General features: G+C 59.2%; 12 protein-coding genes and 1 pseudogene. 9 read left to right on the forward strand and 4 right to left on the reverse strand.

Annotated features, from left to right (window positions below; all coding sequences use genetic code 11):
* Positions 1-478: 478 nt before the first annotated feature.
* Positions 479-1477: a LacI family DNA-binding transcriptional regulator gene (locus FJ428_RS22235; RefSeq protein WP_140880197.1), complete on the reverse strand. Its 999-nt coding sequence runs from the start codon at positions 1475-1477 to the stop codon at positions 479-481.
* Positions 1478-1675: 198 nt separating this feature from the next.
* On the opposite strand from FJ428_RS22235, the gene FJ428_RS22240 reads away from it, so the two are divergent.
* The 6 genes from FJ428_RS22240 (at position 1676) to FJ428_RS22265 (ending at position 7505) form a co-directional block, all read left to right on the forward strand.
* Positions 1676-2716 carry an ABC transporter substrate-binding protein gene (locus FJ428_RS22240; RefSeq protein WP_140880198.1) on the forward strand — a complete coding sequence of 347 codons (1041 nt, stop codon included), beginning with the start codon at positions 1676-1678 and terminating at the stop codon, positions 2714-2716.
* Positions 2717-2752: 36 nt separating this feature from the next.
* The gene (locus FJ428_RS22245; protein ID WP_140880199.1) at positions 2753-3790 is read left to right on the forward strand and encodes an ABC transporter ATP-binding protein; all 1038 of its coding nucleotides are present in this window, start codon (positions 2753-2755) and stop codon (positions 3788-3790) included.
* The gene (locus tag FJ428_RS22250) at positions 3787-4668 is read left to right on the forward strand and encodes an ABC transporter permease (protein ID WP_140880200.1); all 882 of its coding nucleotides are present in this window, start codon (positions 3787-3789) and stop codon (positions 4666-4668) included. The genes FJ428_RS22245 and FJ428_RS22250 overlap by 4 nt, the downstream gene beginning before the upstream one ends.
* Entirely contained in the window at positions 4661-5452 is a 792-nt protein-coding gene (locus FJ428_RS22255; protein ID WP_140880201.1) for an ABC transporter permease, read from the forward strand. The genes FJ428_RS22250 and FJ428_RS22255 overlap by 8 nt, the downstream gene beginning before the upstream one ends.
* 13 nt (positions 5453-5465) lie before the next feature.
* Positions 5466-6383, forward strand: a complete 918-nt coding sequence (locus FJ428_RS22260) for a 5'-methylthioadenosine phosphorylase (RefSeq protein WP_140880202.1) — start codon at positions 5466-5468, stop codon at positions 6381-6383.
* 561 nt (positions 6384-6944) lie between these two features.
* A complete protein-coding gene (locus tag FJ428_RS22265; RefSeq protein ID WP_140880203.1) occupies positions 6945-7505 on the forward strand; it encodes a sigma-70 family RNA polymerase sigma factor in 561 nt (186 codons plus the stop codon).
* A 363-nt stretch (positions 7506-7868) separates the two neighbouring features.
* Here the strand turns inward: FJ428_RS22265 and FJ428_RS22270 are convergent, their stop codons facing one another.
* Together FJ428_RS22270 and FJ428_RS22275 are read right to left on the reverse strand one after the other, a co-directional pair.
* Positions 7869-10427, reverse strand: coding sequence for a membrane-bound PQQ-dependent dehydrogenase, glucose/quinate/shikimate family (locus FJ428_RS22270; RefSeq protein ID WP_140880204.1), 2559 nt, complete (start codon positions 10425-10427; stop codon positions 7869-7871).
* Positions 10428-10746: 319 nt separating this feature from the next.
* Positions 10747-10857: pseudogene (locus tag FJ428_RS22275) on the reverse strand (BA14K family protein); the annotation flags it as partial.
* Positions 10858-11519: 662 nt separating this feature from the next.
* Here FJ428_RS22275 and FJ428_RS22280 point away from each other — a divergent pair.
* Positions 11520-12707, forward strand: a complete 1188-nt coding sequence (locus FJ428_RS22280) for a cation:proton antiporter (RefSeq protein WP_140880205.1) — start codon at positions 11520-11522, stop codon at positions 12705-12707.
* Positions 12708-13001: 294 nt separating this feature from the next.
* Here the strand turns inward: FJ428_RS22280 and FJ428_RS22290 are convergent, their stop codons facing one another.
* Positions 13002-13589 (reverse strand): EF-hand domain-containing protein, encoded by a 588-nt coding sequence (locus FJ428_RS22290; RefSeq protein ID WP_140825315.1) that lies wholly within the window; start codon positions 13587-13589, stop codon positions 13002-13004.
* 574 nt (positions 13590-14163) lie between these two features.
* On the opposite strand from FJ428_RS22290, the gene FJ428_RS22295 reads away from it, so the two are divergent.
* Together FJ428_RS22295 and FJ428_RS22300 are read left to right on the forward strand one after the other, a co-directional pair.
* A complete protein-coding gene (locus tag FJ428_RS22295; RefSeq protein WP_140880206.1) occupies positions 14164-14775 on the forward strand; it encodes a cupin domain-containing protein in 612 nt (203 codons plus the stop codon).
* A 123-nt stretch (positions 14776-14898) separates the two neighbouring features.
* The gene (locus tag FJ428_RS22300) at positions 14899-15837 is read left to right on the forward strand and encodes a substrate-binding domain-containing protein (protein WP_140880207.1); all 939 of its coding nucleotides are present in this window, start codon (positions 14899-14901) and stop codon (positions 15835-15837) included.
* Positions 15838-15874 lie beyond the last annotated feature (37 nt).

A 15874-nucleotide genomic window follows, 5' to 3' on the forward strand; every position in this document is an offset into this window, starting at 1 on the left:
TATCTTGAGCGACGTCGCCGCGCTTGGTCGCCTTGAGCAATCGGGTTGGATCCGAGGGATCGAAGTCCGCGTCTGAAGACTTCCCGAACCCAAACACTAGATCCTACTGTTTGCGGCAGCGCCGGGCGGCATGATGGCTCACGCCTTACACAACCCTGATTTACTTTGCAGAAATGACGGGTGGGGCAGTGATGGAGCAAGCGCGTCCAACCAAACTACCCACAGAGGTCCTGTTTGGCCGGAATTTCTGGAGCTTCGAATTCTGGGTCGCGCCTCAGCCAGAATTGCGTTTGCTTATAGGACAAATGGGACATTGGATCCGGTTTAAGGAAAAATTTGAGGAGGAACCGACTTCTGGCGCGTGCCCTCCTGGGTCGTGAACGTCAGCACGAGTCCTGCGCTGGAAGTTACTACTTGACCGTGATGGCGAGCTTGCCCTTGACGTGTCCTATCTCAAGTCCGCCGTTTTCTGGTTCGACTATTCGCCCGGCTCGAACTCACCTTTGAACAAGATCGTCTCCACCGGCCCAAGCGGATTAGCGATCCGCCTCTCCAGTACTTCGACGAGTGTACGCCCGACCCCCGTCATGTCGACAGAATGAACTCCAATTTTGGCGGGTAGGAAGCGCGCCAGCCGCGTGCTGTCCCGAGTGACAATATGGACGTCGCTCCCCAGCGCAAGACCTCTTTTGCCAAGAACATGTAACGCCCCTAGAAGGCCCAGCTCGTTGGCGCACGCCAAGCCCGTCGGCGGATCTGGCGACCCCAGTAGACGATCGAACCAGGCGGCGCTGGATTCCATGGTGAACATGCCATGGCCGATCAGGGACTGGTCGATCGGAATACCGGCCTCGGCCAGCGCCCTTTGATGCCCGGAAAGGCGCATGGCACTCGCCTGATCCTCCGGTACGAGAAGTTGCAGGGCAATGCGTCGACAGCCGCTGTGCGCAAGCCGTCGGGTCGCCTCATAGGCAATCTGTTCGTTGTCGACATCGACATACGGATAAGGGGTACCCAAGTCGGTTCTTCCAAATGTGACGAATGGCATGCCTGCATCCAGCAGCAGCTTGACGCGCGGATCGCCCGACACCATGCGCGTGATGATTAGTCCGTCTGTGCTGCGCGCTTGAAGCTGCCGCTGCACACTCTCGACAGGATCGTCATCCGGAGTGGTGGAATAGATGGAGAGATTATAACCCGCTTGCCGCGCCGCCAGCGTCATGCCCTCGATCAAGGGAAGCTTTAACAGATCGGACAGGTGGTCTTGTGTCTCCATCGGGTATACTGCCGTTATCGTCAGCGTGCGGCCGGTTTTGAGCGCGAAGCCGTGGTGATTTGGCAGATAACCGACCCGTTTCGCCGCGTCTTTTACGCGTGCAATGGTCGAGGGATGGACTTCTGGTCCGTCCTTGAGTGCGCGGGAGACCGTCGTCACCGAAAGCGAAAGTTCCGCCGCGAGCTGTTTTAGATTGGCCATTGTCGCCCCCCCTTCACTGCTAAAATCGCCGGCTGAATTCCCGCTGGAGCGACGTGACGTTACTGGATTCGACACCGCCGTCAATCCAAGCTTCCGCTAATAGTAGCTTGACTCAGGTTTTGATTGAGTGCAATCGTAACGTTACGATTACGGGAAAATCGCTCTTTCGAGCACTATCAACCATGGGGAGGAGAACCTATGTCCTGGCTACGTGTGTCCTTTACAGCGTTTGCAATCTCGGCTGCCTTGCCTGTTCATGCTCAAACGGTCACCATCACGACTGCGGGTGGCGACTATGGCAACGCCATGAAGGAAGCCATGTGGGGCCCCGCTGCAAAAGAGCTTGGATACGATATCCACGAGGAGACCCTAAGCGACGGCCTCGCCGCCTTGAAGATGCAGGTCACCTCGGGTGCTGTCACGACCGACGTAATTCATCTGGGCTCACCGGAAGGCGCGCAGGCAGCCGCCCAATCGCTGTTGGAGCCGCTTGACTATAAGATCATCGATCCCAAGGCCGTGCCGGAGGGCGCAAAATCAGACTACTGCTATCCGTTCGACTCTTACGGCACCGTCATGTCCTGGAACACCAAGACCTATGGCGAGAACCCGCCCAAGAACTGGGCCGAGTTCTGGGACGTTACAAAGTTTCCTGGTCGTCGCGCGCTGCGCGCCAATGCTCAAGACTCGATCGAGATCGCGCTGCTCTCCGACGGCGTGGCCCCGGTGGATATCTATTCCGTGCTCAACACGCCGGAGGGTTTGGATCGCGCCATCAAGCGGCTCGAAGCAATCAAACCAAATGTAGCCGTGTGGTGGACTTCGGGCGCTCAGTCGGCGCAGTTGCTGAAAGACGGTGAGGCGGATCTGGTCATCACCTGGAACGGACGGGCAGAGACCGTGAAAAAAGACGGCGGCGCGGCCGACTACACGTTCAAGGGTTCCGTCATTGGCACCGACTGCCTCGGAGTGCCGAAGGGGGCGCCGAACAAGGAAGCTGCTATGAAGCTTATCGCGGCGATGACGCAGCCGGCGCGCGTGGCCAAGCTGACCGATTTTATTGCCTACGGCCCGGTCAATCCTGCCGGATACGAGGGTGCCCTTATTCCCAAAGATCGCCTTAAGACCCTGGCGACCGCGCCCGAAAATGCCGGCACTTCGGTGTTCTCGAACGCGGATTGGTGGGTCAAGAACGGCGAGGCTGCCCAAAAGGCCTTCGATGAGATGATGAGCCGCTGAGTCTCGAACATATCAGCGCTAAGGCCGGAGCACATGATGAAGTCGCTCGCGATCACCATCGACAGCGTTCGCAAAACCTATGGGTCCTACGTCGCGCTGGACGATGTTTCGCTCGACATCAAGGCTGGCGAATTCCTCACCCTGCTGGGGCCGTCCGGATCGGGCAAGACCACGTTGCTCATGGCCCTGGCTGGGTTTGTCCGGCCCGATGGCGGTAAACTCTTGTTGGGGGATCGGGACATCACCCGCCTGGCCCCCAACAAGCGGGAGATCGGTATCGTGTTTCAGAACTATGCTTTGTTTCCGCATATGAACGTCCTGTCGAACGTCGAATATCCGTTGGTGTTGCGCAAGACTCCGAGAGCGGAGGTCCGGAAGCGGGCGTTTGAGGCCTTGGCCCGCGTCAAGCTCGAAGGTCTGTCGGAGCGCAACATTGCCGCGCTCTCCGGCGGACAGCGCCAGCGGGTAGCACTGGCGCGGGCGATCGTCTTCGAGCCACGCGTGATGCTGATGGACGAGCCTCTGTCGGCGCTCGACAAGAACCTGCGCGAAACCATGCAGTATGAAATCAGACGTCTGCATGATGATTTGGGGATCACCACCATCTATGTGACGCATGACCAGCGCGAAGCGCTGATTATGTCTGACAGGATCGTCGTGATGAATTCCGGCCGCATCCAACAGATCGATACGCCACAGCGTATTTACAATCATCCATCGACCCGCTTCGTCGCGGAATTCATGGGCGAGGCAAACATTATAGCTCCAGGTTTGGTGCGCAGAATCGACCGCGCCCATGCATCGCCCGAAGCCCTGATGATCCGCGCGGAAAGCTTCCATCTTGATGCAAAGCTCGTCGGACGAGATGACGTCGCGCTCGAAGGAACACTGCGCGCCAAGGTGTTTCGCGGCGAGAACTGGCTTCTGACGCTTGTGCTGGACGGCGGGCAAGAGGTTCTTGTCTGCATTCCAGCAGTCATGGCCAGCGGCTGCGCCGAGCTTGCCACCGGCCAGTCGATGACCGCCTTTGCACCAGCCGCAAAAGTTCACGCGATACCGGGAGCAAGGACGTGACCGTCCTGGTGGATCCCGCGCTCGCGGCAGATGCAAGACGAGAGCGGCGGTTCTTTCTCTCACTTTCGCTGCCAGCGCTGTTTATCGTTGGGCTGGCGGCGATACTGCCTATCCTGTGGATCATCCGGCAATCGTTCCTGACCACGGGTGGCGAATACAGTCTCGGCAACTACGACAAGGTGCTTTCGAGCGGTCTGACATGGTCGGCACTCGTTACAACGATTGAGCTGTCCCTTGGCACGCTGGCGATCTGCATTCTTCTTGGCACCCCGCTGGCGCTCGCTCTGGCCAGCGCCAGACCAAAAGTGGCCAATTTGCTGATGGCCTTCGTCATGCTGCCATTGTGGACCTCCATTCTGGTGCGCACCTATGGCTGGCTCGTGCTCTTGCGGCGCGATGGCCTGATCAACGCTGCGTTGACAGGTTCAGGCCTGACAGCTGAGCCATTGCCGCTGGTCTACAACTTCACGGGAACGCTCATCGGCATGATTCACTACATGCTGCCGCTCTTTCTGCTGCCGGTTTATGCCGCGATGCGCGATATCGATGCCAACCTCATTCGTGCGGCGGCGAGCATGGGCGCCACTCTCGGGCAAACAATCCGCACGGTCATTCTGCCGCTTTCGGCCGGCGGCATCTTCTCGGGGTCGATTATCGTCTTCATCTACACGCTAGGCTTCTTCATTACCCCGGCGGTGCTTGGAGGCGGCAAGGTAAATCCCCTCTCCACCCGGATCGAGCGCACGCTATCGACCTTTCAGGATTGGGGTTCGGCGAGCGTCCTGGGCATTCTGCTCCTCGTTACCATGGCGCTGGTCGCTGTGATGTTGCTGGTGGCGCGGCGACTGCTGACGGGCAACGGTGCGGCCCATGCTTGAGGCTTATCCGGACAACAGGCTTTCGCGCATCTGTCTGTGGGGCTTTTCCGCACTCGTGATGGCGTTCTTGATGCTGCCAACGCTCGTGGTCGTGCCGCTGTCCTTTTCGGCGTCCGACCTTCTCGAGTTCCCGCCACGCGCATATTCTTTGCGCTGGTACGATCATTTTTTCGGTTCGGCGACATGGATGGCGGCGCTCAGGACGAGCCTGATCCTTGGAACATTGACAGCCATGCTCGCGGTGCCCCTGGGGCTGCTGGCCTGTATTTCGTTAAACCGGCTTGGCGGAAAGGCCGCTGTTGCCATTCAGGGCATTCTGCTCACCCCGTCCATCGTGCCAGGAATCCTGCTTGCGATCGGTCTCTTCTTTGTGCTGGCGGCGCAACATCTGGTCGGAACGCTGTTCGGTGTGCTGGTCGGGCATGTCGTGTTGGCCATTCCTGTCGTGTGCATTGTGCTGTTGCCCGCTCTGGCCCGCTTTGACTGGAACCAGGTTCAGGCGGCGCGCAGCCTCGGCGCGAACTGGGCGAGAGCCATCGGCGGCATAATTGTCCCGCAGCTTCAGATCAGTCTGCCGTCGGCCATATTGATGGCCTTCCTGACTTCGCTCGACGAGTCCGTCATTTCGATCTTCGTATCGAGTGGTCAAAACAGCACGCTGCCGAAGCTCATGTTTATATCTCTGCGCGATCAGATCGATCCGACCATCGCGGCGATCTCAACGGTGTGGACCGCCACCGTCGTGGTCGTCGTCTTGATCGTGACCTTACGCCAAAAATCATGACGGGATTGGAAATATGCTCACAAACCAAACAGTCAGTGCTCCGGCGGATCATTCAGCGGACATACCTCAAGTAGGACTGGCTATAATCACCGGGTCGGCAAACTGGGGACTGGCCTTTCCGGAAGATATCGAATTCGATGGTGTGCGCACCTTACGGCGTGACATTAGTTTTGAAACGCCTTTCGGCCGCAGCGACAACTGGAAGCTGATCGAGTTCGATGCCTCAATTACCGCGGAAGGCAGAACGAAAAGTGCGTTGTGCATGTATTCGCACGGCAATCCACGCGACCATATCGACCATTCCTGCCATCGCCGGGCGTTCTGGGTGCTGATGAATGCGGGTGTAAAACAAGTCCTGGCCTGCTCGACCGTTGGCGCCATCAACAAAGCGATCCCACCCGGCGACATGGTGGTGACTGCCGATATCATCGAACTGACGCAGACGCCTTTTTCACTGCTTCCAGACCGCCAGAGCTTCGACTGCTCAGGCAAGCAGATCGTATGTCCAAGATGTGCCGCGGTTCTGGTTGAGACGGCCCGCCGTCATTGGCCAGCCGAATGCCGGGTTCATGGCATCGAACAGCAGTTGGTGGCTGCCCATTGTTACGGGCCTCGACTGACAACCCCGGCCGAGGCCTTGGCGTATCGAAGCATGGGAGCCGATGTGCTCAACCATTCCATCGCCCCCGAGGCCACCCTGTCGCGCGAGATCGGCGCGTGTTTCGTGCCTTTCGCGTTCGTAACCGCGGGTTTCAACGACTATATGGACCGCAGTCGCCAGAAATTGCTGCAGGAGGATATGTTGCCGAGGCTCTCTATGACAGCCTCGCGGGTTGCGCTGGAGACCGCGGCACAACTTCCAGATGATCCGGAATGCTCTTGCCAGGGCTTGAAGTCGCCTCAACCGGCAGAGCGTTCTACCAGGTTCTGAAGCAGCGATCGAGTCTGGGTAGTCGCGCCGAGCTGGCAGTCCGGCTTTGAAGGTTCCATGCTCGTCCTGGCTGCCCCGACGGAAGCTCTTCCTTAAAAACCTACATGCGATCGCCAGGGATTAGGTCGCTGCGTGCGTGCCCACCGCGGGAGCACAAGTCCGGTCGATTAAGTGCCCGCGTCAACACGGACGGCATCGGCGTTCACCATTGTGCCTAAAAGTCGCACAAAGGGCAGTCAGGAACTGACACAGTTCCTGGACGGTTCGCTGATCAGCGCGATTGGTCAGCAGCCAAAGACAGTTGGCAGATTGGCTTTCAGATGGATGTGTCACGCAGGCGCGCCAGTCGTTCGCTCAGTTCGTCTTCGCCGCCCTGGTACCTCGAGATCGAAGAAGACCATCGAATGTTTCTGCTCCCTTCGCCGAGCGGCTCCGCCAAAACCTTTCGAGTGAGCGACAGAACACAGGAACGTTCCTTTTTCTCGGGCATTCTTTCCCTTAATCTGCTCGCGTTCACTCCTACTTGCTCGGGCCCGAACATTGTCACCCAGAGAGCATGACTTGTCGAACCCTGGTATCGATGAGACTTTCATCATCGATCTCATTCCTGCGTTGCGCGCATTTGCGCGAACATTTTGCCACGTGCCCGACGATGCCGATGATCTTGTCCAGGAGACATTGACCAAAGCGCTTGCCAATCTGGAAAAGTTCGAGCCGGGCACGCGCCTGAAGTCCTGGCTCTTCACCATCATGCGCAACACCCACTACACCCGCCTCAAAGCGGCGGCCAGGGAAGCGCCTGGATTGCTCGACTGTGCCTCAAGCCGGCCAATCTCGCAGCCCTCGCAAGACTGGTCCGTGCAAAGTAGGGAAGTACATCAGGCGATCCAGAATTTACCGTCACACCAACGTGAGGTCCTGATGCTGATTGGCGTGCTGGGCGTAAGCTACGAGGAGACGGCCGAAATATGCGGCTGCGCCGTCGGCACCATCAAAAGCCGCCTCAACCGTGCGCGTGCCGGCGTTCTGGAGCTTCTAGGGGAAAGCTCGTCGCAGGCGCTGATCGAGCGCCGCCCCCAACTTTCGGATAGTCACTGGGATGCTGAAAGCGCACGGCGCTAAGCCGGCCCAGAATGATGTAGGCGCTGAGCCTGCGTGACTTTTATTTTCCGCGGTAAAGAGGCCCAATTCAGACGAAGAAGAGAAACAAGTTCGCGCGCCTGGGCCCGAGTCGCCGCCTGCCAGAGATGTTGGGGCAACGGCTAACACCGTCGCGGGCTTTCCGTTCAGCTAGCCAGGCTTCCCGAAGGCCAAGTTTCCTCGCGCGTTTCGTGACCCAAGACCCGCATCTGGAACAGATGCTTCGTCGAGCGAGATTTCAGTAACGGTGCTGCCAATGAGGTCTGACAGCCCACTGAGCTGACATGCATACGGCTCGCCCGATGCGCTCTGAAAACGCACTGTTTAGCCTCATTGAGCCAAGCTCTAGCGAGGCAGCGCGTAGGCGATTACCGAATCTCCTGCTTTGGTGCCAGTAGACCCATGACCGCCGGCGACAACGACAAGATACTGCCGACCGTCAGCAGCCTGGTAGGTGGACGGTGTTGCTTGCCCGCCCGCCGGCAGCCGTTGGCGCCAAATCTCGCGCCCTGTGCGAAGATCGTAACCGCGAACATAGTTGTCCATCGTTCCACTTAGGAATGCCACTCCGCCCGCCGTCACGATCGGCCCACCAATTCCGGGCACCCCCATTTTGAAGGGAAGCGGAATCGGCGACAGGTCGCGAACCGTGCCGTTGACATGGCGGTATACGGTCTTGCCTGTCCGCAGATCCACCCCGGCGACATACCCCCAGGGTGGCTGCTGACAGGGCAGGTCTAGAAACGAGTAGAAGGGCCCCATCTTGGCCGCATAAGGGGCGCCGAAATTTTCATTGAACACTGGGGCGCCCTTCTGACTCACGACACGGGTCGTGTTGTCCGGCCTAGGCAGAAGCTGAGATGTGAAGGCCAGATAGACAGGCATGGCAAAGGCAATGTCTCGTTGCGGGTCCACCGCAATCGCGCCCCAATTGAAGACGCCGAAATTGCCCGGGTAGACAATGCTGCCCTCGGTGGAAGGCGGCGTAAACACCCCGTCATATCTCAGCTGACGGAAGCGGATGCGGCAATAGAGCTGATCTATGAGGGTGACGCCCCACATATCCGCTCCGGTAAGTGCCTTCGGCCGGAAAGACACTGCGGAGTGGGGCTGAGTCGGGGACGTATGATCGCCGTCCACAGCACCTTGCGGGGCGGGCTCTTCCTGGACGGGCAGAATGGGTTGTCCGGTGAGGCGGTTCAGAACAAATATTTCACCCTGCTTGGTCGGCGCAACCAAAGCCGGAACGTCCTGTCCGCCCACGGTGAGATCGACTAGGCTCGGCTGAGCCGGCACGTCATAGTCCCAGAGGTCATGGTGGACCGTCTGGAAGACCCAGGCGACCTTACCCGTGTCTGCGTGCAGCGCCAGGATCGAAGACGAAAACCGCTCGGCCTCGGGTCCGCGCTTGGCACCAAACTGGTCCGGCGACTCGTTGCCCATCGGAAAATAAACGAGTCCAAGCTTGGGGTCGTAGCTGGCGACGCTCCATGAATTCGGTGCATTGTTGGAATAGGTCTGACCATTGGGAATAGGACCGGTGGCATCTGGGTTCTTGCTGTCGAAATTCCACACAAGTGCGCCCGTATAGGCGTTGAAGGCTCTGATCACTCCAGATGGAGAGGTGGTTGCCACGTTGTCATTGACCGCTCCCGCAACGATGACAAGGTCGTGAGTGATGACGGGAGGCGACGTCGAATAGAAAGAACCTGGCGTCACGTTGGGCATGTTGGCCCACAGATTGACGGTGCCGTCAGCGCCGCCAAACCCCGGACAGATCTTGCCGGTCTCGGCGCTGATCGAGATAAGCCTGCCGTCCGATGTCGGGACGAAAAGCCGCTTCATGCATTCGCGGGTCAAGCTCACGCTGGCTGGCGGCTGATCGCGATTGATGACCGGGTTGGGAGCCCCAGGCTGTGCCTGTCCAGTCACCACATTTTGCGGCACCCCGGCGGCCTGCGTTGTAATTTCGTCGACGCTCTGCTGGAGATCGGCGCCAGCCTGCACGGGCGCCCCGGCGACATCCGGCGCGAGTGAAACGTTGGGGGGCAGGTCGGCCGGCGTGACCTCCTCATACGCGACCCCTCGGCAGGTCATGTGTTGAGTAGTCGCCTGGGGCGGCTCTTTGAGCTTAGGATCAAACCGCCATTTCTCTTTGCCTGTGTCTGGGTCGAGCGCTATCACTGTGCTGAACGGGGTGCAGATGTATACGGTGTCGTTGACCATCAGCGGCGTGACCTCATAGGTCGTCTCCTGGGGATCATTCTGCCCGCGTATCTGCCCTGTCTTGTATGTCCACGCCACCTGCAGGTTGCCGACGTTTTTCGGAGTGATCTGGGCTAAGGGCGAGTAGCGCTGGCCCATCGAGGTCCGTCCATAGGCGACCCATTGTCCTGGCGGGGTGCCGTCGCCTGAAGACGACACCGCCCCCATGCGGTCGTGATCGAAAGTGCCAGCAACATCCTCTGGATCCTGAAACATCGAGCAAATGCCTGCGGCAGCCGCCAACACGATCACCGCCGCCAAAGCGGCATTATTGACATCAAAGCTTGTGCCGCTCCGATTGGACGCTACCGCCGCCCGATCGGAGCGGTTGGGTATGTTTATGATGGCTGGCAGGAGCACGAGAACGCCGATTACCAGTATGAGCCCGCCCCGCGGCGCGAGGGCCCACCAGTTGAAGCCCACTTCCCATAGTGCCCAGCAGAGTGTGACCAGTGTCGCCAAAGCGTAAAGCCCCACGCCCTTTGGGTTATGGCGCGCCATCAGAATCCCGGATGTGGCGAGCATCGCACCCAGTACCAAATAGAACCAGCTGCCGCCCAAGACCGCCAACCAAAGGCCCCCGACGACGAGGAATGCTCCTACGACAAAAATGATTGCCGACAGCACGAGCCGATACATCGCGCACTCTCCTGATTAGGTGTGAGTTTGTCGTCTCCGCATCGAAGCGCGACCTGATGAAGGCCCTAGCGAGGGTTCGACGAATTCCACGCTACGGCCGACGATCGAGCGCGTGTGGCGTCTCTCCGCCCGAACTTCCACCCATGGATCCACCACCCCGCAGGACGAGAATTGCTGCGACAATGACGACAAGGACGACCAGGGCAATTGCTATTCCGCGATTCACGCTTGAACTCCACATGAAGTACTTCCTTGGTGTCATTCGGGCCGATGCGGCCACCGCGCCTGCGACGGTTGCGATACTTGCCGGTCGAGAACGTTATCCGTATGGGGACCGACATTGTCGGCGAGGGCCGTTATAGGGCTGGAAGGTGTTGTCTGATCGCCTATAGGATCGATAATGATCATAGCACCATCGAACGTGCCGACTGGATCCGGAGCCTTGTTGCATGAATTCCTCCCCAATGGCGTTGCATATGGTTGCGAACAACAACGAGGTGGCTTTGTTCCGAATGCGCGGTCAAGTTTATTTGAACTCTTTAAGCTCCTGAAGCTCCTGAAGCACAGCGAAGGAACGCTCGCAGCGCACACAAGATGCTCCTGACAACGCTCCGCTTCTGGCCGGAAGTGCTGTCGGGCCCCATGCCTCCGCTGCTCGGCGGCACCGCCTTCAAGATATTGATTACCGCAATGAGCAGCCTGCCAGCGGCAGCCAGCCGGCGTCGCCGCATAGCTCCAATTTTTGTGAGCTCAATGCCGCAGCAATTGTTTCCAGCAGGATTACCCACATGGTCGAAGGTCGCATCTGGTTTTAGTGGCGTCGTACATTACATTGGCAAGTCACTGGGCGAGCCGGGCCCCGCGTAGCGAGCACTCAGCCGTCCAGCGTCAATAGGACTGATCTCTTCGTGTCGGATGGTGCCCAGATTTTTAATGAGCTATAAGCAGTTGCGTGCCCTGACCATCCTGCCAGGTTGGTCCTGCGTGCGGTGGTCATCCCATCTTGTTCTTCGCCCCGCCCAAGGTCGACTGGCGTAACCTATAGGCGGTGAGCGGGTTCCAATGCACTTCCGCAGCTGACCCGGAGGCACAATGGATGATTTGTCTATCGCCACCTTAGGGATGATCCTGCTCACGGCTTCACTGGTTGCCATAATCTCGAGGCGTCTGCGGCTGCCCTACAGCGTCGGCTTGGTTGCGGCTGGCATTGCGCTGAGCTTCCTGCCGGGCGTGGCCGAACTGCCTCTCAGTCGTGATCTGATCTTTACCGTATTCCTGCCGCCGCTGATTTTTCAGGCGGCGCTGGAGATTGAATGGCGTCACTTCAGGGTAAATCTCCCGGTGACAGCACTGCTCGCCTTTCCAGGGGTCGCCATCGCCGCAGCGGCTGTGGCGGCCGGCATGCATTTACTGCTTGGATGGGGCTGGATCGGCGCGAGCCTGTTCGGGGTTCTAATCGCCGCCACGGACCCGGTATCGGTTCTGGCTGCCTTCAAAGAGATGAAAGTGCAACCTCGCCTCGGGCTCTTGGTGGAGTCCGAAAGCCTGCTTAACGACGGTGCGGCGGCCGTCGGCTTCGTGATCTTGCTGTCGATTGCTGCTGGCGCCAGCGCTACGCCTTTGGCAATAGCGTCGTCATTTGCCTGGACGGTGGCAGGCGGCGTGGCCATGGGCGCGCTCGTGGCAGCGGTGCTTCTTCTGATAGCGGGACGAACTGAAGATCATCTGGTGGAAATCACATTGACGACCATTGCTGCCTACGGCTCCTTTCTTATCGCTGAGAAGTTCGGCATGTCCGGTGTGCTCGCCACCCTCACGGCCGGTCTGCTGGTCGGCAATGTCGGCTGGAAGGGGGCAATTTCCGCCAATGCGCGGAGCCACGTCCTTGCCTTTTGGGCATATGCAGCGTTCCTGGCTAACTCAATCGTGTTCATTCTGATCGGCGGCCATGAAGCGCACCAGCCTTTGGGGATTTTTTCCGTAGGCTCGGCGATTGCCGTCCTACTCGTACTCCTTGGCCGGGTGCTGGCCATCTACCCGCTCTGTGGCCTGCTCGCCGGAACCGCACTCCAGGTTGATCTGAAGTATCAGCACATTTTGGTCTGGGGAGGACTGCGAGGCTCGCTCGCTCTGGCCTTGGCCCTCGCACTGCCCATAGGCATAGCCGAACGCGGCGAAATCATCGTTACGGCCTTTGCTGTCGTCGCCTTTTCGATCTTCGTCCAGGGCCTTACGATGCCTTGGCTCATTCGCCGAATGGGCCTGACGATTGATGATTGACAGCCTGACGGTTCCCGGCAATCTGCGGCTGCAACTTTGCCCATAGCCCTGGCGGTGGTGATGTGCAGGAAGACGACAAGGTTAGCGCCCATCTACGCGATGGCAAGCACGTCAGGGCCGAAATCACCGCCGGTTGGTAGATCAAGTCAATCTGCGCCGCGAGGAGATGGTGAGCAGGATGGCCAGTCCGAACCCGAGCAGGTAACCCGCAAGGCCTCCCGCCGGTTCATGTTCGTCAATGCGTTCTTCACCCGCGGGACCGCGACTGAAAACTTCCTGCTCGAAGGAAAATTGCTACATGTCTTCACCGCTAGAGCCATGTATGAAGGACTGGATTTCGTCTAGGTCGATCTTCCCGTCACCATTCTCGTCCACGGCAGAGAAGATCCTGCCTACCGCGTCCTGAACCTCGTTCTCCGATAGAGATCCGTCGCCATCCGTGTCCAGCAAGCCAAGCATCAGGCGCATCCCGGCGCCGCGCATCATGCGGTGACCGCGCTGTCCAGCCATTCGATGCCCTTGGCCCCAGTCACCGTGATTTTGCCAGCGGTCGCCGTGACGGTTGGCTACGTCGGGATGCTCAGCATCCTCGCCGCCGCCAGCTTCGTTGTCGCGGTCCTCATGACGGTAACCTTCGTTAGAACCGCGATCCTGTTGCAGCTTCTCCTGGACCGCTTGCTCGACCATTTGCCGGATCATTTCATGTGTCGGGCCACCCGCTTGTCCGTTCGCATCCGGCAACTGCCCGGCGCCGGGCTGTTCGGTCGCCGGAGCGGGCGCTGGTGTCGTCGGCGCCGGTGTTCCGCTTGTCTGGGCGAGCGCAGGAAAAGTCACAACTATAAAGGCGGCGGCCGCAGCCGTCGTGCTAGGCGGAAATTTCATGGCATGCTCCATCCATCCGTCGTTTGCCTGCAAACCCTGCGCCAAACTGGAGCTTGATCCGATTGTTCCGCCAACAGGCTCGGGTCACGACGAAGTTACAGGAAACGCCGCAACTGGCGCCGGTGCATTGCGCCGGTGCCGTCACGTCTTGGGCGGACCGCAACGTTTCAGCCCAGCGACTGTGGTTTGGTGGTCGCCGGCCCATCTTAGGCGCGAGTAGCGCGCTGCCGCGCCTGGTTCAACCCTGCACGAACGCGACCAGCCGCTATGGGGCGGGCTGGGTATCGGTGGTCACTGAGCTGGAACGAGGACCGCTGCACCGTCTTCGGCGAGGCCTTCGCCAAGTCGAGCCTGAAAGAGTTCGGCGACAGCCGATCCATCGGCGCCAAGCTCGGCATCAGCGTCAAGTGGCAGTCAGCAGGTTGACGGCTGACTCGAATCAAGCCGCTCGATCGGGCAACGCGCTCCCATTTCAAGTCGAAATTGGCAGATCACCGCTTGCAAATCGGCCGCCGCTGTCTTTTGCTCGCGCGACAGTCAGTCCTCCCTTGATGGTTGAATGCTTGGCGAACGGATGAACAAGATCGATCGGCGACGGCCAGAATACGAAATGGGCGGCACCGTAAATGCCGTGCGCCTTGGAACGCGGTTGCGCCTCGCTCGGCAAACGCGCGGCATGACGCTAAAGTCGCTGGCCACCGCTGCGAACTGCTCTGAAAGCCTTTTGTCCAAGATCGAGAACGGAAAGGCTTCGCCATCGCTGCCCATGCTTCACCGCCTGGTCGAGGTTCTGGACACTAATATCGGCTGGATGTTCGAGGAGGTCGACGATGACGAGGCGATCGTCTTCCGGGCAGGTGCGCGACCGTTGATCACACTGGACGCGTTGAGGCGCGGCGATGGCATCTCACTGGAACGCGTCATCCCGTATTCGTCCGGTCACCTGCTCCAGTGCAATATCCATCACATAGAGCCAGAAGGCGAGAGCGAAGGTCCGATCCAGCATGTCGGCGAGGAAGTCGGCTATGTGCTTACGGGTCGGATCGAGCTGATCGTCGATGGGAAGAACCATGACCTCACTGCTGGCGACGCCTTCGTGTTCAGGTCGGAATTGCCGCATCATTACCGCAACGTTGGGAAGGAGCGCGCGAGCATTTTTTGGGTCAACACGCCGGCGACCTTCTGATTGCGTTTCGATCGTTCAAACTCATTGACAAATATTCAAGTGTCTTGAATTGTTGCCTCGTGCCTGTAGCACCAATGGGACCAAGCAAATTGAGGTTTGGCCCGCAAGCAAGGGGAATCGCAAATGCGTCTGTTCAAACTTCTCGTCGGTTGCGCGGCCGTCATTGCCATTGGCTCGACAGCCATGGGATCAGCTCTCGCCGACACGTTCGCTCTCGTCAACATCAACCAGCAAGCCCTGTTCTTCAACCAGATCAATGAGGGCGCGCAGAAGGCGGCCGATGCCGCCGGCGCCAAGCTCGTCATCTTCAATGCCAACAACGTCCCGAGCGCGCAAAATGACGCGATCGAGACCTACATCACACAGAAAGTCGATGGCATCATCCTGGTCGCCATCGACGTGAACGGCGTCAAGCCTGCGATCACTGCTGCCAAGGCGGCCGGCATCCCCGTGGTTGCCATCGATGCGCAGATCCCGAACGGCGATAACGTCGCCTTCATCGGGGTCGACAACACCAAGGCTGGTGCGGATATCGGCAAATTCTACGCCGACTATGTGAAGACCGAGATGGGCGGCAAAGCCAAGATCGGCATCATCGGCGCGCTCAATTCTTTCATCCAGAACCAGCGGCTCGACGGCTTCAAGAAGGCCGTCACCGATAGCGGCGAGGCGATCACTTTTCTCGATACGGTCGACGGTCAGAACGTTCAGGAGACGGCGTTAAGCGCTTCGGAGAATTTGATGACCGCCAATCCGGACATGACGACGCTCTATGCGACCGGCGAGCCGGCGTTGCTGGGTGCTGTTTCCGCCGTAACCAGCCAGGGCCGCACCGGCGACGTCAAGGTGTTTGGCTGGGACCTCACCAAGCAGGCGGTTCAGGGCATCGACGATGGCTGGGTGGTGGCGGTGGTCCAGCAGGATCCGGCCGGCGAAGGCAAGGCAGCAGTCGAAGCGCTGACTAAGTTAAAGAAGGGCGAAAAGGTCGACCCGATCATCAACATTCCGGTGACGATCGTGACCAAGAAGAACGTCGACCAATACCGCGCGATGTTCAAGTAAGCTGCATCGACGGCCGATCCTGCGGCGCCGCCTGAAG

It is taken from the genome of Mesorhizobium sp. B2-8-1, from assembly GCF_006440955.1.
GTDB lineage: Bacteria > Pseudomonadota > Alphaproteobacteria > Rhizobiales > Rhizobiaceae > Mesorhizobium.

Coding starts and splice junctions, on each gene's coding strand:
- FJ428_RS22235 (WP_140880197.1), bottom strand. CDS start 1,477: ATGGCCAATCTAAAACAGCTCGCGGCGGAACTTTCGCTTTCGGTGACG.
- FJ428_RS22240 (WP_140880198.1), top strand. CDS start 1,676: ATGTCCTGGCTACGTGTGTCCTTTACAGCGTTTGCAATCTCGGCTGCC.
- FJ428_RS22245 (WP_140880199.1), top strand. CDS start 2,753: ATGAAGTCGCTCGCGATCACCATCGACAGCGTTCGCAAAACCTATGGG.
- FJ428_RS22255 (WP_140880201.1), top strand. CDS start 4,661: ATGCTTGAGGCTTATCCGGACAACAGGCTTTCGCGCATCTGTCTGTGG.
- FJ428_RS22260 (WP_140880202.1), top strand. CDS start 5,466: ATGCTCACAAACCAAACAGTCAGTGCTCCGGCGGATCATTCAGCGGAC.
- FJ428_RS22270 (WP_140880204.1), bottom strand. CDS start 10,427: ATGTATCGGCTCGTGCTGTCGGCAATCATTTTTGTCGTAGGAGCATTC.
- FJ428_RS22280 (WP_140880205.1), top strand. CDS start 11,520: ATGGATGATTTGTCTATCGCCACCTTAGGGATGATCCTGCTCACGGCT.
- FJ428_RS22290 (WP_140825315.1), bottom strand. CDS start 13,589: ATGAAATTTCCGCCTAGCACGACGGCTGCGGCCGCCGCCTTTATAGTT.
- FJ428_RS22295 (WP_140880206.1), top strand. CDS start 14,164: ATGAACAAGATCGATCGGCGACGGCCAGAATACGAAATGGGCGGCACC.
- FJ428_RS22300 (WP_140880207.1), top strand. CDS start 14,899: ATGCGTCTGTTCAAACTTCTCGTCGGTTGCGCGGCCGTCATTGCCATT.